The organism is Psychrobacter sp. Choline-02u-9, from assembly GCF_002836505.1.
In the GTDB taxonomy this organism is placed as follows: Bacteria; Pseudomonadota; Gammaproteobacteria; order Pseudomonadales; family Moraxellaceae; genus Psychrobacter.
Genome location: NZ_PJBF01000041.1, coordinates 33,752 through 56,055, shown reverse-complemented (window position 1 = coordinate 56,055; position 22,304 = coordinate 33,752). Strand labels below are relative to the sequence as shown.

22 protein-coding genes are annotated in these 22,304 nt (G+C 42.5%); 12 read left to right on the top strand and 10 right to left on the bottom strand.

The genetic code is table 11. From position 1 onward, the window contains the following. Positions 1–9: 9 nt before the first annotated feature. The 5 genes from rpsR (at position 10) to CXF69_RS02860 (ending at position 4,435) form a co-directional block, all read left to right on the top strand. Positions 10–240 carry a 30S ribosomal protein S18 gene (rpsR, locus tag CXF69_RS02880; protein WP_010198808.1) on the top strand — a complete coding sequence of 77 codons (231 nt, stop codon included), beginning with the start codon at positions 10–12 and terminating at the stop codon, positions 238–240. 20 nt (positions 241–260) lie between these two features. After that, positions 261–767, top strand: coding sequence for a 50S ribosomal protein L9 (gene rplI, locus CXF69_RS02875; RefSeq protein WP_057759378.1), 507 nt, complete (start codon positions 261–263; stop codon positions 765–767). Between the two features lie 354 nt (positions 768–1,121). Next, the gene (locus CXF69_RS02870; RefSeq protein ID WP_101205444.1) at positions 1,122–1,361 is read left to right on the top strand and encodes a hypothetical protein; all 240 of its coding nucleotides are present in this window, start codon (positions 1,122–1,124) and stop codon (positions 1,359–1,361) included. 469 nt (positions 1,362–1,830) lie between these two features. Then, entirely contained in the window at positions 1,831–3,186 is a 1,356-nt protein-coding gene (locus CXF69_RS02865; protein ID WP_101205445.1) for a GntP family permease, read from the top strand. Positions 3,187–3,298: 112 nt separating this feature from the next. Next, positions 3,299–4,435: a glycerate kinase gene (locus tag CXF69_RS02860; RefSeq protein ID WP_101205446.1), complete on the top strand. Its 1,137-nt coding sequence runs from the start codon at positions 3,299–3,301 to the stop codon at positions 4,433–4,435. A 95-nt stretch (positions 4,436–4,530) separates the two neighbouring features. On the opposite strand, the gene CXF69_RS02855 is transcribed toward CXF69_RS02860, so the two are convergent. Then, the gene (locus CXF69_RS02855) at positions 4,531–5,400 is read right to left on the bottom strand and encodes a LysR family transcriptional regulator (RefSeq protein ID WP_101205447.1); all 870 of its coding nucleotides are present in this window, start codon (positions 5,398–5,400) and stop codon (positions 4,531–4,533) included. 107 nt (positions 5,401–5,507) lie between these two features. Here CXF69_RS02855 and CXF69_RS02850 point away from each other — a divergent pair, with 107 nt between their 5' ends. Then, positions 5,508–6,008: a lactoylglutathione lyase family protein gene (locus CXF69_RS02850; RefSeq protein ID WP_101205448.1), complete on the top strand. Its 501-nt coding sequence runs from the start codon at positions 5,508–5,510 to the stop codon at positions 6,006–6,008. Positions 6,009–6,218: 210 nt separating this feature from the next. After that, positions 6,219–7,031 carry an enoyl-CoA hydratase gene (locus CXF69_RS02845; protein ID WP_101205449.1) on the top strand — a complete coding sequence of 271 codons (813 nt, stop codon included), beginning with the start codon at positions 6,219–6,221 and terminating at the stop codon, positions 7,029–7,031. 187 nt (positions 7,032–7,218) lie between these two features. Here CXF69_RS02845 and CXF69_RS02840 read toward each other — a convergent pair whose 3' ends face one another. The 3 genes from CXF69_RS02840 to CXF69_RS02830 form a co-directional block, all read right to left on the bottom strand. Next, a complete protein-coding gene (locus tag CXF69_RS02840) occupies positions 7,219–7,557 on the bottom strand; it encodes a RidA family protein (protein WP_055124581.1) in 339 nt (112 codons plus the stop codon). Between the two features lie 163 nt (positions 7,558–7,720). Next, positions 7,721–8,968, bottom strand: a complete 1,248-nt coding sequence (locus CXF69_RS02835) for an NAD(P)/FAD-dependent oxidoreductase (RefSeq protein WP_101205450.1) — start codon at positions 8,966–8,968, stop codon at positions 7,721–7,723. 343 nt (positions 8,969–9,311) lie between these two features. After that, the gene (locus CXF69_RS02830; RefSeq protein ID WP_101205451.1) at positions 9,312–11,516 is read right to left on the bottom strand and encodes an ATP-dependent helicase; all 2,205 of its coding nucleotides are present in this window, start codon (positions 11,514–11,516) and stop codon (positions 9,312–9,314) included. 408 nt (positions 11,517–11,924) lie between these two features. On the opposite strand from CXF69_RS02830, the gene ychF reads away from it, so the two are divergent. The 4 genes from ychF to CXF69_RS02810 all read left to right on the top strand — a co-directional run bounded on the left by ychF (position 11,925) and on the right by CXF69_RS02810 (position 16,131). After that, complete coding sequence (gene ychF, locus CXF69_RS02825) at positions 11,925–13,016, top strand: redox-regulated ATPase YchF (protein ID WP_101205452.1); 1,092 nt, start codon at positions 11,925–11,927, stop codon at positions 13,014–13,016. Positions 13,017–13,201: 185 nt separating this feature from the next. Then, positions 13,202–13,657, top strand: a complete 456-nt coding sequence (locus CXF69_RS02820; protein ID WP_101205453.1) for a hypothetical protein — start codon at positions 13,202–13,204, stop codon at positions 13,655–13,657. A gap of 273 nt (positions 13,658–13,930) precedes the next feature. Next, on the top strand, positions 13,931–15,346 hold the full coding sequence (locus CXF69_RS02815) for a deoxyguanosinetriphosphate triphosphohydrolase (protein WP_404944630.1): 1,416 nt from the start codon (positions 13,931–13,933) through the stop codon (positions 15,344–15,346). Positions 15,347–15,450: 104 nt separating this feature from the next. Beyond that, on the top strand, positions 15,451–16,131 hold the full coding sequence (locus CXF69_RS02810; RefSeq protein WP_057759356.1) for a TetR family transcriptional regulator: 681 nt from the start codon (positions 15,451–15,453) through the stop codon (positions 16,129–16,131). Positions 16,132–16,153: 22 nt separating this feature from the next. Here the strand turns inward: CXF69_RS02810 and gspK are convergent, their stop codons facing one another. From gspK to CXF69_RS02780, 6 genes are all read right to left on the bottom strand, one after another. Next, positions 16,154–17,215 (bottom strand): type II secretion system minor pseudopilin GspK, encoded by a 1,062-nt coding sequence (gene gspK / locus CXF69_RS02805; protein WP_101205481.1) that lies wholly within the window; start codon positions 17,213–17,215, stop codon positions 16,154–16,156. Positions 17,216–17,269: 54 nt separating this feature from the next. After that, entirely contained in the window at positions 17,270–18,133 is an 864-nt protein-coding gene (gspJ, locus tag CXF69_RS02800) for a type II secretion system minor pseudopilin GspJ (protein ID WP_101205455.1), read from the bottom strand. After that, positions 18,130–18,600, bottom strand: a complete 471-nt coding sequence (gene gspI / locus CXF69_RS02795; RefSeq protein WP_227522932.1) for a type II secretion system minor pseudopilin GspI — start codon at positions 18,598–18,600, stop codon at positions 18,130–18,132. The genes gspJ and gspI overlap by 4 nt, the downstream gene beginning before the upstream one ends. A 38-nt stretch (positions 18,601–18,638) precedes the next feature. Further along, on the bottom strand, positions 18,639–19,268 hold the full coding sequence (locus CXF69_RS02790) for a prepilin-type cleavage/methylation domain-containing protein (RefSeq protein ID WP_404944631.1): 630 nt from the start codon (positions 19,266–19,268) through the stop codon (positions 18,639–18,641). A gap of 394 nt (positions 19,269–19,662) precedes the next feature. Continuing rightward, positions 19,663–20,346, bottom strand: a complete 684-nt coding sequence (locus tag CXF69_RS02785) for a TetR/AcrR family transcriptional regulator (RefSeq protein ID WP_057759351.1) — start codon at positions 20,344–20,346, stop codon at positions 19,663–19,665. A 233-nt stretch (positions 20,347–20,579) separates the two neighbouring features. Further along, positions 20,580–21,368 carry a TatD family hydrolase gene (locus CXF69_RS02780; RefSeq protein ID WP_101205457.1) on the bottom strand — a complete coding sequence of 263 codons (789 nt, stop codon included), beginning with the start codon at positions 21,366–21,368 and terminating at the stop codon, positions 20,580–20,582. 255 nt (positions 21,369–21,623) lie between these two features. Between CXF69_RS02780 and CXF69_RS02775 the strand changes: the two genes are divergently transcribed. Continuing rightward, on the top strand, positions 21,624–22,289 hold the full coding sequence (locus CXF69_RS02775; RefSeq protein ID WP_101205458.1) for an acyltransferase: 666 nt from the start codon (positions 21,624–21,626) through the stop codon (positions 22,287–22,289). Positions 22,290–22,304: the final 15 nt, after the last annotated feature.

Genomic DNA, 22,304 nt, shown 5'->3' with positions numbered 1-22,304 from the left:
AGAATACTCATGGCACGTTTCTATCGCCGTCGCAAATTCTGCCGTTTCACTGCTGAAGGCATCACTCACATCGACTATAAAGATGTTGAATTGCTAAAACAGTACATTAGTGATAATGGTAAAATCGTACCAAGCCGTATTACTGGTACATCTACTAAATATCAGCGTCAATTAGCGACTGCTATCAAGCAAGCTCGTTACTTATCGCTACTTCCATACACTGATAACCATCAAGGTTAACCGCTAACTAGGAATGACTCATGCAAATTATTTTGTTACAGCGTATCGTCAACCTTGGTAAACTCGGTGAAACTGTCGATGTAAAACCAGGTTACGGACGTAACTTTCTTATCCCTCAGGGCAAAGCGCTACCTGCTACTAAAGCTAACATTGAAAAGTTCGAAGCACGTCGTGCTGAACTTGAAGCTGAAGAAGCAAAAGAGATCGCTGTTGCTCAAGAGCGTGCTGATGCATTGACTGACGTTAATGTTATCATGCGTGCTAAATCAGGTGACGAAGGCAAGCTATTCGGCTCTATCGGTACTCGCGATATCGCTGAAGCATTGACTAACTCAGGTCTAGAAGTAGACCGTGCTGAAATCAAGCTACCTGAAGGCACTCTACGTCAAGTTGGCGAATACAATGTTGATATTCAGCTACACCATGACGTTACTGCTAGCATCTTAGTTACTATTCTTTCTGAAGATGGTAACAACGAAGATTCAGCTGACGAAGAAGCTGCTGAAGAAGACTATTCTGAAGAGTAATCTTCTATATAGTTAGACTCAGTCTGCAAAAAGCCAGCAACTTAGGTTGCTGGCTTTTTTAAGTGCGTCCTTTTTGACATTAGAGTTTATATATTTAGACAATTTATAACGCTAACTTGCACTCCTTTATCTCGATAAATTAGGATTTTATATATTCCTAAACAGCTTAGGATTTTCAAAAAATCTATTGCTATGATAACAGTGTTATCTATGCAATATTGTAGTAACTAAATGCAACAATTGCCTTAAAAACGCTATACCAAACAACAAGATACTGCCTATATAATCATCTTTATTACTATTAGCAGAATTGATAATCTACTGCTATCTAATGTACTAATAGGGCGCAAGAACATGAAAGAAAATCATAACATTCATACCAATGACAAGCTTATCTGTACTCAAGGTAATGCATACTACTCCGAAGGTGAGGTGTATACAGTTGGCAGAATAGTCAATGACAAATACTTTCAGCTGCTGACCAGTGGCAATGATGATCATTGGTATGCCACGTTGGATGATCAAGGCATTTACGTCAGCTTTGATACTGCAACTGCTACCAATAACAAAGCTTTTTTTGATAAGATTGCCTAACTATAAATAACGGTACTTCTTAGAATACCTATTCTAAAAATAATCATTACTCAGGTAGGTAAATATTGTTTAGACAAAAACTGGTCATTATAGATGGCCAGTTTTTTTTGGTTTGAAGTATTAGCAATTGCTAGTTATAAAAGTATTTCCACACACCTCTTCGACGTTTTATTACTAACTTCTCTCATTTCAAAATTAAGTATCTCTCGATTTTTTGTCAACAGCGCCAACTATTTAACGAATCTATTTCCTAGCGGCGTCTATTTGCTATAAAATATGCCCCTTTAAAATTTCGTATCGTTAGTGATGCAGATAGTTGGTCCAATATCGTTTAAATGTAGATATGGTAAAAGCACTTGCAAGCACTACGCAAAGTAGAATTAGCAAGCTATATACCGTATTTAATCTCGATATAATTGGCTGTATTGCATTGGTAATCAATTAAGATATAAACCATATTGAGACAGTGATGATTGTATTTTGGCTTGTGCTGACCATTCTTTTTATTATTTTCGCTACCGCAAAATTAAAGTGGCATCCCTTTTTAGTATTGATTCTCTCTGCTTTCTTGGTCGCGCTATTTTATCAAGTACCACTTAACACGGTCGCAAAAACGATCTCTGATGGTTTCGGTGGTATCTTAGGCTATATCGGACTTGTAATTGTATTTGGTACGATTATTGGCTTAATTCTTGAAAAAACGGGGGCTGCTATCGTAATGGCAGAGTCAGTCATCAAAGTATTAGGGCCACGCTTCCCTACTTTGACCATGTCAATCGTCGGTGCGGTCGTTTCGATACCTGTATTTTGTGACTCTGGCTATATTATCTTAAACTCTCTAAAAGAGTCTTTGGCTGAGCGCCTACATGTATCAAGTGTCGCGATGAGTATTGCCTTGGCCACTGGTCTATACGCTACCCACACCTTTGTACCACCGACGCCAGGCCCAATCGCAGCGGCAGGTAACTTAGGTCTAGAGTCAAACTTAGGTTTGGTCATCATGGTCGGTGTGGTTGTGACAGCCGTTGCGGTATTGGCTGGCTGGTGGTGGTCTAATCGCTTCCTTAACGCCACTCCTGACAATATCAATGCGGCAGATGCTCCAGCAGCAATGCCTGAAGGAATGAAGACTCGTGACGATTACAGCCACTTGCCTTCAGCAACACTGGCTTTCTTGCCGATTATCGTGCCTATCATACTAATCTGCTTATCTTCTGTTGCTAACTTTCCAAGCGCACCATTTGGCAGTAGCATGGTAGCGGAGATTTTGATATTCATTGGTAATCCGCTTACTGCACTACTTATCGGTTTGTTCTTATCGTTTTTCTTAATTAAATCAAGCCAAAAAACGCAAGAAATCAGCGACAGTATCTCGCAAGGCTTGGTAGTGGCAGCCCCTATCCTATTGATCACTGGTGCTGGTGGCGCGTTTGGTGCCATGCTAAAAGTGACGCCAATCGGTGACTACCTAGGTTCGACTCTATCGGCCTTGGGTTTAGGCATCTTCATGCCATTTATCGTCTCTGCTGCGCTAAAAACGGCACAAGGCTCAACCACAGTCGCATTGGTTACGACTTCTGCTATGGTTGCCCCACTATTGAGCCAGATTGGCCTAGACAGCGAACTTGGACGCGTGTTCTGCGTGATGGCAATTGGTGCTGGTGCCATGACCATCTCACATGCCAATGACAGCTTCTTTTGGATTGTTAGCCAGTTTAGTCGTATGAGCGTGGCACAAGCGTACAAGGCTCATTCAATGGCCACTGGTATCCAAGGTGTGACTAGCATCGTATTTATCTGGTTGTTGACTCTAGTGTTTATCTAGTTCATGAAATTGGGTATTTCTATATACGTTTATTTGATGATCGTTAAATAAACGTTTTAAAACATGACACTATCGCAATGATCGTGTCATTAAGATATTCAAAGAGAGCCGTATGAAAATTTTGATCGCCCCTGACTCGTTTAAAGAAAGTTTAGAAGCACTGGACGTGTGCCATGCCATTCAATCTGGTTTTAGCCAAGTGTTTCCAGATGCTGACTACAAGCTGTTGCCAATGGCCGATGGCGGTGAAGGCACCTCAGCGGTATTGTCTTATGTATTGGGCGGGCGCTGGAAAGAAGTTAGAGTACATGACCCATTGATGAGACCGATTACGGCAAAGTATCTATTATTGCCTGACGCGACTGCTGTTATTGAAGTGGCTCAAGCGTGCGGATTACACCTACTGACGGCTGATGAGCGTAATCCCGTTATTGCGAGTAGTTATGGTGTTGGGGAGCTGATCGCTGATGCTTTGGAGGAAGGGGCTAAACGCATCATCATCGGTCTGGGCGGTAGCGCAACCAATGATGCAGGTCTTGGCATGCTAATGGCGTTGGGCATAACATTTCATGACATCAATGATAGCCTGCTCACTCATGGTGGTGGCGCACTTGCCAGCTTACATAAGCTCGATAATACTAGCCTGCATGCAAAAATATCAGACACGATATTTGAAGTTGCTTGTGATGTGACCAATCCGCTCTGTGGTCTGCTTGGGGCCAGCGCCGTGTTTGGCCCGCAAAAAGGTGCTTGTCCGGAGCAAGTCAATATCTTGGACGAGGCACTCAGTCACTTCGCGACCATATGTGGACAGCATGGCTATGAAGACTGTCAACACGTTGCAGGCGCTGGCGCGGCAGGCGGTCTTGGCTATGCGATGATGACGTTCTTTAAAGCTCAGCTAAAGTCAGGCTTTGATACGGTTGCCGAAGTGGCTCACCTGTCACAGCATATCGCAGAGGCTGATCTTGTCATCACAGGTGAAGGCAAGCTCGATGCACAAACCGCCATGGGTAAGGTCGCTGGTGGTATCAGCCAAATCGCTAAGGCCAGCCGTACCCCAGTCATCGCTATCTGCGGCAGTGTCGATGGACTAAAACCTGCTCAGACCAGTCAGTTCGATGTGGTTATGCCGAGTATCCAAAAAGTAGACACGATCGATAATGTGTTGGGTTCTGCTTATAACAACATTGAAACGACTGCTGCTAATATCGCTGCAAGTATCAAACTTGGGCAGACTTTAAAATAGTCGCAATCTATCGATAAACCTTCTTCACTAAATGCACAGTTATTAAACCCTTTATTAATCCTTTGTTAGCTGTACATTTATCACTCTCAACATATCTATAGCCATTTTTTTACTTCATTAATGACCGTATGCATTCTATTAGAAAGTGCCTGCTGTTGTCTGACTGCCAGATATAGCGTCTCGCTAACAGCAACTGGTAAATGATGACTGTTAATCAGCACAGGCTTCGGATAAGCAGCAACTGCATGTGCTGGCAAGACCGTAAAGCCTATTCCCCTGCTGACGGGCTCTAAAATTAACCCTATCTGATTCGAAAAGCCTTTTTTCTCAAAATCATTGATATGCTGGAATTGCTCGTAATTGGCAGTCAGTAGCATGCCTGCATGATGGGCACCATCCGGATGATCGATAAATCCAAGTGCCATAAGCTGCTCCCAGCTCGGCTCTACTGTAGTCGCAGGTGTCACTAGTATCAATGCTTCTTGCACCATAGGCTTGCAGCTAATCGTTTCATCATCTGAGATATCCGTCATAAAACCAATATCAATCTCGTGATTTGCCAGCGCCCGCTCAATATCAGAATTGGGTGCAAAACGGTAATCAATCACTAGTTTTGGATACTGCTGCTGTAATGTCAAAAGCTGCGGATATAGCTTTAGTCCCACACTACCCGGTGACATCAATCGCACCAATCCTTCATAAGGTGGATCTTCACCGATACGCTGTTCTAAATTTGATAATCGCTGCAATATCTCGCCTGCTTCTTTATAGAGCTGCTCACCTGCATTGGTCAATGAGAACTGCTTTCCTTGTCGAATCAACAAGTCTGTATCTAGTTGCTCCTCTAACTTACTTATGTGTTGGCTCACACCGGACTGCGTCATATATAGACGTTCAGCCGTACGAGTAAAGTGCCCAACTTCAGCAAGCGTACAGAAAGTTCGTAACCATGTGATATTTATCATTACGTTTTATACTTATTTATATAATATTTGATAATTTTACATAATGAATATGCGTTTGTATACTGGCCTCACGTTAAACAAGAGTACAGCAAACAGGAGCACAAATTATGAACAATGTTTATCCAAGAAGCTTTTCGCACATCGGTCTGTCAGTCCCTGACTTAGATGCCGCCGTAAAATTTTATACTGAAGTGATGGGTTGGTACACCATCATGGAACCAACTGAGATTGTCGAAGATGACAGCCCGATTGGTGAGATGTGTACTGAAGTATTCGGTGCAGGTTGGGGCAGCTTCCGTATCGCTCATCTATCTACTGGTGACCGTATCGGTGTTGAGATTTTTGAATTCAAAAACCAAGAAAACCCTGAAAACAACTTTGAATACTGGAAAACAGGTATCTTTCACTTCTGCGTTCAAGATCCAAATGTTGAAGAGTTGGCTGAGCGTATGGTTGCAGCAGGCGGTAAAAAGCGTATGGAAAAACCACGCTACTACTACCCTGGCGAAAAACCTTACCGCATGATCTATATGGAAGACCCGTTCGGTAACATCGTTGAAATCTATAGCCACAGCTACGAGCTTATCTATAGCGAAGGCGCATACTAGGTTCAGTATAAATACAGCTTAGTATAAATTTAAGTTAGTATAGATTTAGATTATATCTGATTGAAAAACCAATAGCGTACTCATTATCTGAGTGCGCTATTTTTTCGTGCGCTTTCTATGTGCTCCATCTATTGTATAGAATGTGAGCCATGCTACTATTTAGTCAGCTATATATAAAACTATAAACCAACCCATTATCAAGGATGATAAATGAATCAATCTGACATTACTCTAGACCTAGACGACCTTCTGGTTATTAGAGAAGACAATAAAGAAAGTGGCGTCGTCACGCTCACCTTAAACCAACCCAAACAATTCAATGCCCTGTCCGTTGAAGTACTATCTGCCATGCAAGCAGAACTGGACAATATCGCTCAAGACGATACGATCAGAGTAGTCGTGATTCAAGCGACGGGCAAGGCGTTCTGTGCTGGTCATAATCTAAAACAAATGCGCGCACACTCAGATGAAGCATTTCACCGCACCCTATTCCAGCAATGTAGCAAAATGATGCTTACTATCAATCGTATGCCGCAAGTTGTTATCGCAAAAGTACAAGGTATTGCCACAGCTGCAGGATGTCAACTAGTCGCAGCTTGTGACTTAGCCGTTGCCGCTAATAATGCAAAATTTGCTACTTCTGGGATAAATGTGGGACTTTTTTGCTCCACGCCTGCTGTAGCCGTCAGTCGTAATTTGCCCCGCAAGCAGGCATTTGAGATGCTGATTACAGGTGAATTTATCGATGCGCACACTGCTTTGCAATATGGATTGATCAATCGCGTCGCGTCAGCAGAGCAACTCGATCAAACACTACAATCACTGATAACAGCAATCACTACCAAGTCTCCGGTAGCAATAAGAACTGGCAAAGATATGTTTTATAAGCAGTTGGGTATGAATATCGAAGATGCTTATGATTATGCCAGTGAAGTAATGACGGGCAATATGATGGCAGACGATGTGAGCGAAGGTATTGATGCATTTATTGAGAAGCGCCAAGCGGTATGGAAAGGGGGCTAATTCCTATAATAATCACTGTATTGCTTAGCTGACGTCATATAGCGTAGGCTTTATCTAGAAAGCTAGCACGCCCTTTTTCAGTAATTAAATTTGCTTATTGCCAAGCATAAAAAAGGCCACGATATCATTATCAAGGCCTTTTTTATTTCTATTTAATACAGGTGTTATAGGTACTATGAGCCGTTTATTACTCAGCAGCGATGGCGATCATCTCAACCAATAGCTCAGGACGTGCCAATGCTGACTCACCACAAGCGCGAGCTGGTGGCTGAATACCTTCAAACCACTGGTCATAGACTTCATTCATAGCAGCAAAGTCAGCCATGTCTTTAATCCAAACCGTGACTGATAGTAGCTTTGATTTATCACTGCCAACTTCTTCTAGCAACGTTTGAATTTTTTCTAGACAAGTCAATGTTTGCGCTTTGATATCGTCTTCTGCATTACCTACCTGACCACACAAATAGATAGTTTGGTTATGGATTACGGTTTTGCTCATACGTTGATTGCTATGTAGCTTCTTAATCATGTCTATACCTTTTATTTATTAATTTAATTCTGTGCTAACTATAGTCAATCCACTATACAAGCGTTACAGCGTTAACCTCGCTTGAAGTATGACATATACATCTGCACTCGGTTGCCTTGTACCGCTCTTAAATTGGATCAACTATATATCAGATACGCGCTTAGTTAGAAAAACGCTGGGCACTAAATGGTGCAAGATCGACCAATGTAGGCTTATCGTGAATCATTTCTTCAACCAGACGCCCTGTCATTGGCCCTAAGGTAAAGCCTTGATGGCTGTGACCAAATGCGAACCATAGTTTGTCATGCTTGTCAGCAGGACCGATTACTGGCTTCATATCAGGCATACAAGGACGAGAGCCTGCCCATGCTTCACTCTCAACCGCATCTTCTAATGGCAAGATTTTTTTAGCAAGCTTCAATACAGTTTTTAACTGACCAAAGTTCTTTGGCGCATTCATCGTGGTCATCTCAGCACCAGTGGTGATACGGATACCCTGCTGCATTGGCCCCATCACAAAGCCTTTGTCCATATCAAACATACTGTGATTAATGGTGTTCTTTTCTGTCACTTTGAAATGCTGATGATAACCGCGCATTGGGAACAACGGCAGATTATAGCCAAGTGGTCTGATCAAATCATTAGACCATGGGCCTGCTGCGATAACCAATTTATCACTATAGTAGGTATCGTTATCAGTGATAATTTTCCAGCCTTCGCCATCTTGAACGATTTCTTTCACATCGCTTTCTTTGATCGTACCCTGCATATCTTGGAAGTTTTTTGCATAAGCTTTCACGAGCGAGCTTGGGTTCGATACTTGCCAAGAGTTTTTCCAATGAATCGCGCCAACAAAACCTTCAAAATTGGCGCTAGGCTCCATTGCTTTGAGCTCTTCAAGGTTTAGTACGTTATGCTCAACACCTTGGTTACGTGCGTCGATAGCTGATACTTGCGCTTCTTTGAACGTCTCTTCTGAGCGATGCAATTGCAACCAACCATCACGAGTAATGAGCTCATCAGCACCAGAAGCGCTAATCATGGTTTGGTGCTCACTAGTACAATGCTCAATCAGCGTCTGCCACTCTGATTCGATTTTTTTGACTGAAGCCGGTGTAGAGTATTTCCAGTACTGAAGCAGCGCTTGGTGATAACGCAAAATGGCCGGGATACGATAGCGAATATCGGTACCTTGGTTTGGCAACACTCTGATCATTTCTGTCAGCTGACGAGGAAAAGGATGTGTATGAATGGCTTCGCGCTGAATCAATCCTGCATTGCCGTATGAGGTCTCTGACCCTGGCAATTTTTTGTCTAATAATAATACATTTGAGTTATTTTTTTGTAGATGCCACGCGATTGACGTGCCAACCATACCTGCACCGATAACGATAACTTCGTAGCGCATAACCTATCCTTTTCTTAGGGTGTTAATACAGAGTATCAAATATAAGGGTCTAACCAAATTAGGTGGTAATAGTAACGCATTAGGATAAATTTGAAACCCTTATCTGAGAAATATTTTCGCGTCATATACTTTTGGTTATGGGGTTTTTGAGAAGGTATTTTTGATAGGAATAATATTGGCTTCGAGCAATAATCTAGCAACAAATTTGATGAAAATAGCGTCAAATTATCCAATGTTTTTAGTTATAAAACGTTCAAGTATTCGAAAGCTCACTTATCTATATTACTAAACGGTTTTATTAGCTTATGTTTAATTGATTGGATAATCAACTAAACATAGCGTATTACCACCAAATGGGATCATCGTCTTCTATCATGGTTCTCTTTGTCGTCTCAACCGTTACCTCGTCCGCAGATAGCTCAGCGATAAAACGTGACGGCTTGTCAAAATATCCAGAATAACTAGAAAAGTAGTTCGGTGCTGTCAGATACAACTGTGTCTTTGCACGACTACAGGCCACATAAAACAGCTTACGCTCTTCTTCTAATGCTTCAAAGTCATCCAAAGAACGATGATGCGGCGTGATGCCATCTACCAATGAGTTAACAAACACGACTGGCCACTCAAGCCCCTTAGCACTATGAATGGTCGAGATAGTAACTTTGTCATTGCTACTGTCTTGTCCATTATCCGAATTGCCCATGACAGCCACCGAGTCATTAGGTGGGTCTAAAGCGAGACTTTCTAAAAAGCTATCAAGGCTTGTGTGCTCTGTCGCTAAATTCTTTAATACCCGAAAATCTTCGGTACGCTCACGCCAATTTTCTTCAATCAGCTTTAATACTGGAATATAAAACTCAAGAATATGTTCAATAGCTGTATCAACCGATTCAGCTTGCTGTGCCTTGGTAAGCGCATGATATAGAGGTTCTAGCTGATCACTTTTTTTCGAAAATGGCGCTGCCAGTAAAGATTCAAACGCATTATTGTCAGCAGTAATGGCTTGGGTTAAGCGCGTCGCCGTCACTGCACCCACCCCTTTAAACAAGGTTAAAATACGATGCCAAGCAATCGTGTCATTTGGGTTATAGAGTATTTTGACAAAGGCCAATACATCTTTGATATGACGTCTTTCAATGAACTTGATACCGCCCACAACGATAAAGGGAATGTTGCGCGCCATAAACTCTAGCTGTACGTAATTGGACTGAAATGACGTACGGCATAATACTGCAAAGTCGTTGTAGTCATACTCTGGCTTTAGCGCGACAATCTTATCAGTGATATAGCCCGCTTCTTTTGGCTCATCACTGAGTCGTCGAAATACTGGCTTGTGTCCTTCTATTGGCGCATCAGAATACAGCTGCTTTTGATAGCCTAGCGTGATTTGCGCGGACAACGCATTGATATAGTTTAAAACGGACGGCGAGCTGCGATAATTTTGCTCAAGCTTAATAAGTCTGGCTTGAGGATAGGTCTCACCGAATAGCAAAATGTTTTCATAATTGGCACCGCGAAACGCGTAAATACTTTGATTGTCGTCACCAACTACCATCAGCGATACCGAGTCAGGCTCACATATTAAGTCGATTAGCTGCTTTTGCGGAATATTGGTGTCTTGGTATTCATCAACCATAATGTAACGATATTGGCTTTGCAGCAGCTGTCGAAAAGTATCATTGGTTTTTAAGTGGCGTACGACTTGGCTGATGATGTCATCAAAATCATATAAGTGATTGGCGCGCTTATACTCATGGAAATCAACTGCCAGCTGCTCGATAATAGGAATATGTACGGCAATATCTGGGTAGTTACTTTCGATTAAGTCGCGAATATGTATACGTCTGTTTCTAGACGTCGAGATGATATTTTGCAGCGTTTTTTTACGTGGAAAGGCTTGTGATTTGGTCTGATTAGGATACTTTTTTTCTTTATGCACTAAGTCGATAGCATCTTCACTATCACCAGTATCCAAAATCGTAAATCGCGGATTGATACCGAGTAGCCCTGAATATTGACGTAGCAACATATTACAAAACGAGTGGAAAGTACCACTAGTGATGCTATTTAATGCTTTATCAGTTGGCAGCTTATCCTCAGCCAACTCTTCATCTGATAGTTCTTGATTTGAAAGACTGCTAGCTAGCAAGGATTTAGCTCGATCTTTTATTTCATTTGCCGCTTTACGCGTAAAGGTCAGTAGCAAAATCTCTTTAGGCGACACTCCGTTTTCTAATAGATAACTGGTGCGATAGGTCAAAGTTTTGGTCTTGCCCGAACCTGCACCAGCAATGACCAATACTTTGCCATCGATCGTAGTCGCTGCCATTAGCTGATCGGGATTTAGCTCACTGGCATAATCGACCTTTAACCCCAACCCGCTATCTAGTCTCTGCTTTAATAACTTAAGGTTTGTCGGCTCAGCCGTATCAATTAAATTTGCCTCTAGTTTTTTAATAGCCTGCTCAAGTCGAGACAGTTTAGGCTTCATCTCAAGGAAGTTTTGCGGGTATTTATAGTGGCGTGTATCAAAAATCGAGGTTGTCATTGTCTAAAATTGCCTTACATTTTATTTTGGCGATATTATCAGCGTATGTCTGACTATCTATAGCTTTACAATAATTATGATTTGCTAAAATTGGCAGAATATATATGCTGAATTTATGTGAACTTTAAGCCCTTATCTATGCGTGACAGTTTAGCATATTAAAAAATAGGGTTTACCAACCCACATAAACTATATGTCACTCGTATTGATTCGCTTTATTCATTTTTAAGCTCCTAATATGACCTGCTTTTATCATAAAGCTGCGTATCGTCATCGATTAAAACCTGAGCATATACCGTAACAACCTCACCCCTATTCAGGTAAATTTGCTACAATGTGCCCAATTTTGATTTATCATTTAACCAAACTTTATACCAACTGATTTTATTAATACATTGAGAGAATGTTATGGGTTTTAATTGCGGCATCGTCGGCCTACCAAACGTGGGTAAATCCACCTTGTTTAATGCGTTGACCAAAGCGGGTATCGCCGCTGAAAACTTTCCATTTTGTACCAAAGATCCCAACACGGGTATCGTACCAGTACCAGACCCACGCCTAAAACAACTGGCTGATATCGTCAATCCTGAACGCGTATTACCAACGACCATGGAGTTTGTTGATATCGCAGGTTTGGTCGCAGGCGCGTCAAAAGGTGAAGGCATGGGTAACCAGTTCCTAGCCAACATCCGTGAGACCGATGCGATTGCTCATGTGGTACGCTGTTTTGATGATGACAATGTGGTACACGTTGATGGCCGCGTTAGCCCGATTGATGATATCGAAACCATCAACACTGAACTGGCACTTGCAGATTTAGAAGCTGTTGAGCGCGCAATCCACAACCAAACTAAAAAGGCTAAAGGTGGTGATAAGGATGCGCAAGCATTGCTTGATGTGTTCAAAAAAGTTGAACCATTATTAGCAGAAGGTAAAGCGGCTCGTGCTGCTAACCTAGACGCTGATGAGAAAAAACTGATCAGAAGCTATGGTTTAATCACGCTAAAGCCAACCATGTATATCGCTAACGTCGCTGAAGATGGTTTTGAAAATAACCCATACCTTGACGCTGTTCGTGACTATGCCACTGGTGAAGACTCTATCGTCATCGCCCTATGCAACCAAATCGAATCTGAAATCGCACAGCTCGATGAAGATGATAAAAAAGACTTCCTAGCTGAAATGGACATGGAAGAAGCCGGTCTTGATCAAGTAATCCGCGGTGGCTATGACTTACTAGATATGCAGACTTACTTTACCGCTGGCGTGAAAGAAGTTCGCGCATGGACTGTCGCTATTGGTGCGACAGCGCCGCAAGCAGCTGGCGTAATTCATACTGATTTTGAGCGTGGTTTTATTCGTGCTGAAGTCATTGCGTATGATGACTTTATCGAATACAACGGTGAAAAAGGCGCTGCTGCTGCTGGTAAATCGCGTTTAGAAGGTAAAACTTACATCGTACAAGATGGCGATGTGATGCACTTTAGATTTAACGTGTAACTTTAAATAGTATAGCTTGTTTAAAGTTAATTAGCCGATGCTGGATATTCTCCATCGTCGGCTTTATTTTATATATTAAATGTTATATTATAACATATCTTTATTTTGCTTATTTGAGGGTTCATACTGTGACTAACTATTTTTCTTTTTCTAGATTTGCCGGTATCGCACTTGTAGGCACTATTATGACAGGATCATTAGTAGGCTGTCAGCAAAACACCTCTGCTGTTGATTCTGAAGAAGCAACTGAAGAACATGCTGAGCATACCGAACATGCCCACGAAGAACATGGTCATGATGAGGAACACGAAGAACATGGCCATGACGAGCATGAAGGACATGAGGGTCACGACCATGCTAGCAATAGTACACCTTTTTCTTGTGAGCCTACTGCTATTATTGGCGTCTCTTATCATAGCGACAATACACCGCAGACAGCGCATCTACTTATCGACGGTATCAAATACGATTTGACTGCTACTGCTGATGCTAACATCTATACAAGCGATATTGGCCTAGATGAAACTCATGGCATCATATGGCAAGTAAATGGTGACAAAGCAACATTGCTCAAGAAGACACTGGACAGCGATGTAGCTATCGACAAAGAAGACGTACTTTTTAACTGTCAAAAGTCTTAATATAGTCGTTTCAATATAATTTGGATACAAGCAAGGCGAGTGAAGTTACTACCAGTAGTAGGCTAAGTAAAACTGGCACCGTATACAATTTATAGGGCATTAACTCTAGTCAAAGAAGTCTAAAATGAGTACAAGGCCGCCGACTACAGATTGTACAAATAGCACCTTTAAGGAGGGGAACGCCGTAGTCGTTTAGTAGTTCTCTGACTATATAGCTGAACCAAGGGCGCTATTTTGCTATGCTAGAGGCTCCCTTGGTTCCGGATGTTTAATATGCTAAATAAACCAACTTCTTTGTCGTCCCCTACCACACAATGGTCACATCTTCTTAATTCACAGCGTCTTGGTGCTTCCAAAAAATTTAACGCCAATACCAGTACTCGTTCTCAGTTTCACAAAGACTATGACAGACTGGTATTTTCTCACTCTTTTCGCCAGTTAAATCAGAAAACCCAAGTCCATCCATTGACCAATCAGCTCGGTATTCATACACGCCTGACTCACTCGCTAGAAGTCTCTTCTATTGGTCGCTCTTTGGGAATGATGGCTGCCGAAAAAATCCATGACGCACTAGGTAGCGGCCTACCAGCAGGAGTTTCACCTGCAGACGTCGGTGTGATCGTACAAGCAGCTTGTCTCGCTCATGACATTGGCAATCCGCCTTTTGGCCACGCTGGAGAATATGCGATTCGTGATTGGTTTAGGCAGCCTGAACCGCAAGCAATTTTGCAAAATTTAAGCAGCAATGAGCGACTAGACTTACTGGCATACGAGGGTAATGCTCAAGGCTTTCGCCTATTGGCACGTAATGAGCATCATCCTGACAAGGGTGGTATGCGGCTCACCTGTGCCACGCTAGGCGCCTTTATGAAGTATCCGTGGTTGGCAACTCACAGTAACGATGTCAATGACAACCATTATAATGTGCAAAAATTTGGCTGCTTTTATAGCGAAGCGTCTCAATTAGAAGAGTTAGCGGCGTGCTTGCACTTACCACGCTCAGAGCAACATGATGGCTTTGCGCGCCATCCATTGGCTTATCTGCTAGAAGCGGCAGATGATATCTGTTATGCGCTAATCGATTTAGAAGATGGCATCAATCTGAATATGCTAACCTATAGCGAAGTGGCTACGATATTTTATGAGCTGATTGGTGAACGTCCGAGTAGCGTAAACTTGCCAGCGCATATGTCTGTCAGACAAAGTCTCGCCTCCCTGCGGGCACGAGCCATGATGCGTTTGGTCAATACCGTCACCGATGCCTTTGTAGCCAACAGTGATGCATTGCTAGCTGGCACGTTGCAAGGCAGCCTATTTGCCCATTGCGATACCAGCGTACAAAATGGTATTAATCAAGCTAAGCAACTGGCACGCGAAAAAATATTTAATCATCCGAGCAAAGTAAGAATGGAGCTGATGGCCAATCATTGCTTGCATAGCCTATTGAATGCCTTTATGCCACTCGCTTGGACAGGGTCGCAATCTGCTACTATGCAGCCGCCGATGTCTTTTGAGCAGCAACGTCTGTTAAGATTACTACAGCCCCATCTTGACGAACATCGCCGCATCTTGTCTGACGATATCTATCATAATGTCTTAAATATTTTGGATTTTATTACAGGTATGAATGACCATGAAGCTTATCGACTGGCGCAAGAATTGCAGGGTCATTGGGGCACAGTGGTTTAAAAGACCAGTACAGGTTTAGTAAATTAACACGAATGACGTATTTCAGTCGTATTTATGCGTTGAAATGAGTATGATAAACACCTACCGGACAATTTTGAAATATTATGAGCAGTCGCGAACAAAAAAAACTTCAAACTCGGCACGCCTTTTTTAATGCTGTGCTCGATTTATGTATGACAGGGCAATCTTTTAGCTCTATCAGTCTCAGACAAGTAACACGCGAGGTTGGCGTTGTGCCGACTGCGTTTTATCGCCATTTTGATGATATGGAGTCACTCGGGCGCGCTTTGGTCATTGAGGAATTGGGCGGTACGTTAGCCACGTTAAGTGATAGCCTGCAGATTGGGCGCAAACGTAGCTTTGATCGTCAAATCGCAAAAAGTATTCAGCTATTCTTGTATATGGTCAGCGATCAGCCTTATTACTGGCAGTTCTTGGTCAGTGAGCGTTATGGTGGGTCAGAAGCAGTACGAAAAGCCATCAATGAGTTGATTAAGATACATGCTCAAGGGTTGGCCGACGACTTAGCGTTGCAGCCAGCGTTTACCCATATCAATGCTTATGACCGTCGCCTATTAGCTGAGGCTGGCGTAAATATGTTCTTCTCTTGGATTATTGATTGGCTAGAGCTGACCTATACAGAAGATCATGATGATGAGATTGATCTAAACGAAATCGAAGAAAACAAGCAGCTAATGCTACATAACTGTACTCGTCAAGCACAGATGCTTTTTTACGGGGCTTATAATTGGAAGTCTAGCGAAGAAACACGCCTAAAAGACTAAATATTGCTCTCAATACCATCCGCTAAAAGCTCGGACGAAATGCCCATAGTCGCTGTGTTACTACTTTGACTTCCTTGGGCATTTTACCGTCTACCCCACTACTATTACTCGCCTGATTATTATTAGCTGTCTGACTACTATTAACTGCCTGATTATTATCAACGACGGTTTTACTAATCAAAACAGTGGCAAAACGCTCTCTAGCCTGACCGACAGTTGCATTATCAGTCGCTGTGATAAGTGCCATAAATGCTTGGCTATCAACGGCGAGCATGGGTGTTAAAGCCTTTCGCTGCTCATCATTTACACTGCCAAATATCGGTAATTGCCATACTGCATCAATAGACGTCAGCGCCTGCTGTGCGCGCATATCTACCAGTGATTGCATCTGTTGACTGTTAGCACCATCCATTAGTGCGGCTAACAATACAGGACTGGCAGTATTGATATTAATAGGCACATAATAAGGCACCGCGGTAAGATAAGGCCGTAGTACTGCTAGAGTTTCAGCGCTCACCCCTGTCACTTCTAGTAGCTGATCGATACTGACAAAAGGCTGATTTGGCAGAGCATCTGTTGCTACAGCGTTTGACTGCTGCGCATATACCGTACTTTCATCACCGCCATCTTGATATACCTCGCCGTCTGCATCTTGCCAATCAAGTATAGCAATAGCAATATCAGGCTCTAGATTTAGTTGCGTGAGTAGTCGTTGGAGTACTGCTAAAGCAGTGGTATTGGCTGACCCATCTTGATACAAGTTATTAATGTTAAAACGACCAGACTCATCGCGTAGCTCAATGCTGACACTGTGACTAGCCAATGTATAAGGTGGTATGGGCTGCGCCCAGATATCTTGTATGCTATCCGTATCATTGAGGTTGCTATCAGCGCGAATCATCGTCACTGCCAACTGTTGACCTGCATCGATATCTTGCAGCAACTGATTTTGATCGAACAACAGACCACTACGCCTAATTGCAATTTTTTGGCTAGCAAGCATCGACCCTGCAACCACAGTAATACTTACTACCAATAATAAGATAGTCAGCAGTGCAACACCGCGTTGAGATTTCGCAGTCATCGACATACATAGCCTTTGTTGTTGAGCAATTGATGCATTTTAACTACTACCTTCTCAATTATTCGTTCCTACATTGCTATCATCCGCACTGCTATTATTGTCACTACCATCACTACCGCTGTTGTCATTATTAGCATTATCATTGTTACTACCATCTGTATTATTGACTGTGCTTTGACTATTGCTATGCGATATCGGTTGCGGGGCGAGTGCCCATTGCCAAGTGATTGGCATATCTTGGTATGTAAAGCTAACCGCGACTCCTTTCGGCAATAGAACAGCTGTGGGCTTGGAATTCGCTGTATTCGCTGATTGTACTACTGCTACGCTTGCACTACTGCCACTGTTAATGTCATCGCTCGGAAATCTGGTACTTAGCTCTGGTAGATAGGCTTGCCAGCGTCCTGCTGTGACACCTTCGAGCAATACGCTGTCTAAGCTGACGCTGTCACGCCCGCCTTCCATACTGGTATACTGGCGACGTATCAAACGCTCATCTGCAAAAATATATTCGATACGTTGGAGGCTATTGCTATTCTGATATCGTGGATCAGGATCGGCAAAGCGTACAAAGCTGACATGCTCGCCATCTAAGCTCATAAAGGGCTCAGGCGCTATTTCGTTCATTTGCTCGCTTGATTGGGAGCTAGTGTTCGCGTTAGTACTATCGCTTGGACTGTTATTCGTCGCACTGACACTTTGAGTAGTAGCCGCTTGATAAGGGATAATTTGACCCATGTCTTGCTGTAACTGTAAATAAGCGTACTGCAAGACAGCCAGATTGTCAGCATGGAATTGTGCGCGCTCACGAGCACGGTTGACCCCATCAAATACCTGCCAGCCTGCAACGGCTAGCATCGCAAATATTGCCATGGCAACCATTAGCTCAAGTAATGTGAAACCACGCTGATGTCTCACAGACCGCCCCCGGCCTGCTCGCTATTGCCTGTTGTGCTTAGACCACTTAAATCCAAACTGCCCGTATCTTGCTCAGTATTACTTAGCATCACAGTGATATCAGTGACCGATGTGCGCGTCTGTCCATCTATAATAGGCGAAACTGCGATATTTACTTCTTTTAGAGCAGGTGTAATGGCGTCACCAACTGTCATTGATATTTGCCAATCACGCCCTTGAGCATTAACAGTTTGGGTGCGGTTGGCTGTCAGCCACGTCCCTTGAATACGTAAATCAGCGGCGGCATTTTGGGCGACGAAGTGAGCAAGCGTACGAGTACGCAATATATCAACCGAACTCAGATACGCACTACTAGCACGGCTCGCCGCGACGGCTACCACTGCCAAAATAGCCAAAGCAACCATCACTTCGATAAGGGTAAAGCCGCTCTCGCGCCTAGGCTTGAGTGATATAGATTTTGGTGACATAGGCTGGCTTGTCATAGGAGGTTTATATAATTTAGTCACTATATTCCCTGTCCGATTCGCATGCTGCCATCTGGCATTATCGTAATCACCTCGCCCACTAAACGCGAATCGTGAAGTACTTCAATGGTGACGGGCGTTGCTTGTCCTGTACCAAACCACAATACCTGCGGTACGTTTTGATCGCTAAACCAAGGCTGTAACGTTTGTGTTCGTCCCGTACTCTGTAAACCGTTAGAATCCAAATTTTGAACTCTAATACTCACGCCTGTAGGCAGTTCAGGTAAGCTAACACCTGACTCGACTTTCCAACTTGGCATTGGTTTTTGCTCATCAGTAGAGCCTGATAGACCAGCCACCTTTGCCGACAGCTCCATAGCATTTTTAGGCTGACTGTCGGTGCTATCTGACATCATCTCCGTTGTCTGGTATGCGACATATGGATTTGATAGGGTAACAATGACTGGCTCTACTTGACCTTGCTTATCTGCCTGCATACGCAAACCCATCGGCTGCATACGTTCAGCCGACAATAGGCGAACGTAGCTCAACGAATCAGTCAAATGCTCATAAAAAGCGCGGTTTTTGCGGGATTCACTGCTACCGACAGATAAACTCATTATGCCAGCAAATATAGACAAGATAACCACTACCACCACGATTTCTACCAATGTAAAACCAGCCTGTGTCCGACTGTTTATTGATGAGAGTGATGATAAGTGATGGATATCAGTTGATATGGAGAAGCAGCTTCGACAACGGTCTGTAGGTCTTATATCTAAGCAGTTTGACTGAGACGTTTGACTAATTAAAGTGAAAGAGCAAGTAGCCGCTGAACTGGACTGAGTCTTGACAGTGACCGGCATATTGCACCTATAAGCCCAATTTTAATTGTCGCAGAATGAGAAAAAGTTTTTGAAGAATATTAAAAGATATATGAATTCGTGCTGCAATAGTAAGCATTACAACACGATTTATTAAAGCCGAAAAAGGTTCACAACCCAAAAATTACTTGCTAGTTTATTAATAGTTCCTTTACTAAGAGCTACTTTATCAATAACTACTTTAGTAGTTGGTATTGCGGTGCTCTTCTGATTCAGTATCGATTTGCTCTACCAGCTCTTGCATATCCTCATCCATGACCTCTTCATCATCAGCAGGATAATGGCTTGGCAACTCTAGCACTTGCTGAACAAAAGCATAACGCAGCGTATCACGGCGACCTAAATAGCGTTGGTAAAAGCTTGAGTTTAAGAGCCCTGCACCGCCCTGACCAATCGCCCAAATAGACGATAGATAATCACGAGTACTCAAATTACTGTGCTCATCTTTTAGGTATGCGCTAATAATATCAATCAAACGCTTCATGCGCTGGCGACGGATATCATATAACTCACCAAACAAACGATTGAGCCCAGTCACTGATGCTGCCAGACGCTCTTCAATTTGATTCAATAGCATGGCTTTTTGCGGATTGAATAACTGCTGAAAAATCATACGGGCAACACCTGCCGACGGGCAGTCATCAATACGGTTAATCTCAAACAATTGCTCTTCGTAACGAATAATAATACGCAGATAAAGCTCATCTTTACTGGAGAAATGCTTGTACAGGGTGCCTTTAGCCAAATCGAGCTGATCTGCCAAACTGTCTAAAGTGATATCACCATCGCCTGACTCAAGTAGCAATTGTTCTGCCATCGCTAAGATGTTCTCTTCTCGTGCCTTGAACTGGTGCTGACGACTCATAATCTCTCCTAAAACATGACAAGATTAAGCATATGACCATCAATTATGTGCGTACATTTGGCAATGAGCGTATAAAACTATACAAGAACTGCTGAAATACCATAAAAGGGATATGCTTATATTTACAAATAGTCATTGATAATCATATAGTTACATTTAGTAAATCAAATACTAAAGGGGATTGAACTATACGACTATCACATAAATGACTGACTGGTCATAGCATAACCATTTTAGCGATACTGTGCCAGTAAATTTTCAAAGTTTTTTGCGGTTAATGCTCCAACCTCGTTACTATCACAACCATACATATCTGCGATAAAGCTGGCGACGTAGGGTACGTAGGCAGGCTCATTGGGACGACCACGCTTAGGCACAGGCGCCAAATATGGACTGTCGGTCTCAATCAAGATTCTGTCTCTAGGCATATGTCGTGCAGCATCTTGGATGCTTTGGGCACTTTTAAAGCTAACAATACCTGAGAAGGAGATATAAAATCCTAAATCTAAAGCACGTTTTGCGGTTTCCCAATCTTCAGTGAAGCAATGAATAATACCATGCTCAGCACCTTCACTTTTTAAGATATCGATCGTATCTTCTTTTGCATCGCGCATATGTATGACAAGCGGTTTTTTTAGTTGCTGACTGGCATGGATATGACGTGCAAGACTTGCTTGCTGCTCTTTTTTATTTTCGGTTGACCAGTAGTAATCTAGCCCTGTCTCGCCTATTGCCCATACATGATCTTTATCAGCAGTCTCTATTAGACGCTCAACCGTCGCTGATTTCAGTACATCAATATCCTCACAAGGATGAATCCCTACACTCATCCCTAGATTTAGTGTCTCGTCACCATAGGTGCTCACAATATTGGCAATCTCATCATATTCTGCAAAGTCACACATGATCGCCATCGCACGGGTAACATTAGCCGTTTTCATGGCGTCAATCGCGCCAGATAATTTACCATCATATTTCGTCAAATCTAAACGGTTGAGGTGACAATGAGTATCTGTAAACATAAATAATCTCGTTGTTAAAACTTATTAATTAAAAGTATGGGAATTAAAAATTTGAATCTTGTTTGCATTGATTGCTGTGAAGGAAGCTGTTTTCAAGTATTGTTTAACGGTACACTACCTTAAATGGCTATCAAAAATACTCTAAATAGAATTTATTCTAAATAAATGGATGATACGAATTTAGTCGATACATCATAACAATCTTTTAAAAGCCGAAGCTTCAAAACCTTTATTACCTCTCATAAGTGCCATACTATGAACCATAAAAAAACTATCACTTTACCCCATATCTTCAAAACATTGTTGCCCAAGCAACTGTATAAACAACGGTTTTTATTACAAGATAAAGGCCATAGTAATTACATTGAAATAGCTAACGACGTACGTATCATTGGCAACTCCACAATTACTATTCGTAAAGGTGATAACAATCGAATTACCATTGGTAGTCATGGGAAACTTAATAAACTAAAAATCGACATTAATGGTAATCACAATCAAGTCACTATCGCAGAACATGTTAAATTCTCTGGTCAATTATTAGTCGTTGGTAATCATTTACGCATTCATATTGGTGAGTATACCACTGCCATTGACTGCTATATCTTGGCACGTGATAAGAGTGTGACTATTGGTAAGTCTTGCATGATATCGCGTGGTATTGAAATTCGCGCTACCGATGTGCATAAGGTCTACGATATAGATACTAACGTACGAGTGAACAAAGCACATTCTGATGTCATTCTAGGAGATCATATTTGGATTGCGGCTAATGTGACTATTTCAAAAAACGTCTCTATCGCTGATGGATGTATCATCGCAGCAGGTGCCTTCGTCAATAAACCAGTCACTATACCAAACTGTATGGTAGCAGGCACACCAGCAAAAATCATTCGCCAAAACGTACGTTGGGAACGCTAAACACGACTTCAAATA

What these genes read in the sequence shown, in the direction of transcription:
- rpsR (WP_010198808.1), top strand. Translation starts at nt 10, where the DNA reads ATGGCACGTTTCTATCGCCGTCGCAAATTCTGCCGTTTCACTGCTGAA.
- CXF69_RS02835 (WP_101205450.1), bottom strand. Translation starts at nt 8,968, where the DNA reads ATGCGCTACGAAGTTATCGTTATCGGTGCAGGTATGGTTGGCACGTCA.
- CXF69_RS02820 (WP_101205453.1), top strand. Translation starts at nt 13,202, where the DNA reads ATGACAGGATCATTAGTAGGCTGTCAGCAAAACACCTCTGCTGTTGAT.
- CXF69_RS02775 (WP_101205458.1), top strand. Translation starts at nt 21,624, where the DNA reads ATGAACCATAAAAAAACTATCACTTTACCCCATATCTTCAAAACATTG.
- CXF69_RS02870 (WP_101205444.1), top strand. Translation starts at nt 1,122, where the DNA reads ATGAAAGAAAATCATAACATTCATACCAATGACAAGCTTATCTGTACT.
- CXF69_RS02845 (WP_101205449.1), top strand. Translation starts at nt 6,219, where the DNA reads ATGAATCAATCTGACATTACTCTAGACCTAGACGACCTTCTGGTTATT.
- CXF69_RS02860 (WP_101205446.1), top strand. Translation starts at nt 3,299, where the DNA reads ATGAAAATTTTGATCGCCCCTGACTCGTTTAAAGAAAGTTTAGAAGCA.
- CXF69_RS02830 (WP_101205451.1), bottom strand. Translation starts at nt 11,516, where the DNA reads ATGACAACCTCGATTTTTGATACACGCCACTATAAATACCCGCAAAAC.
- gspI (WP_227522932.1), bottom strand. Translation starts at nt 18,600, where the DNA reads ATGTCACCAAAATCTATATCACTCAAGCCTAGGCGCGAGAGCGGCTTT.
- CXF69_RS02815 (WP_404944630.1), top strand. Translation starts at nt 13,931, where the DNA reads ATGCTAAATAAACCAACTTCTTTGTCGTCCCCTACCACACAATGGTCA.
- CXF69_RS02810 (WP_057759356.1), top strand. Translation starts at nt 15,451, where the DNA reads ATGAGCAGTCGCGAACAAAAAAAACTTCAAACTCGGCACGCCTTTTTT.
- ychF (WP_101205452.1), top strand. Translation starts at nt 11,925, where the DNA reads ATGGGTTTTAATTGCGGCATCGTCGGCCTACCAAACGTGGGTAAATCC.
- CXF69_RS02785 (WP_057759351.1), bottom strand. Translation starts at nt 20,346, where the DNA reads ATGAGTCGTCAGCACCAGTTCAAGGCACGAGAAGAGAACATCTTAGCG.
- CXF69_RS02855 (WP_101205447.1), bottom strand. Translation starts at nt 5,400, where the DNA reads ATGATAAATATCACATGGTTACGAACTTTCTGTACGCTTGCTGAAGTT.
- CXF69_RS02865 (WP_101205445.1), top strand. Translation starts at nt 1,831, where the DNA reads ATGATTGTATTTTGGCTTGTGCTGACCATTCTTTTTATTATTTTCGCT.
- CXF69_RS02780 (WP_101205457.1), bottom strand. Translation starts at nt 21,368, where the DNA reads ATGTTTACAGATACTCATTGTCACCTCAACCGTTTAGATTTGACGAAA.
- rplI (WP_057759378.1), top strand. Translation starts at nt 261, where the DNA reads ATGCAAATTATTTTGTTACAGCGTATCGTCAACCTTGGTAAACTCGGT.
- gspK (WP_101205481.1), bottom strand. Translation starts at nt 17,215, where the DNA reads ATGACTGCGAAATCTCAACGCGGTGTTGCACTGCTGACTATCTTATTA.
- CXF69_RS02850 (WP_101205448.1), top strand. Translation starts at nt 5,508, where the DNA reads ATGAACAATGTTTATCCAAGAAGCTTTTCGCACATCGGTCTGTCAGTC.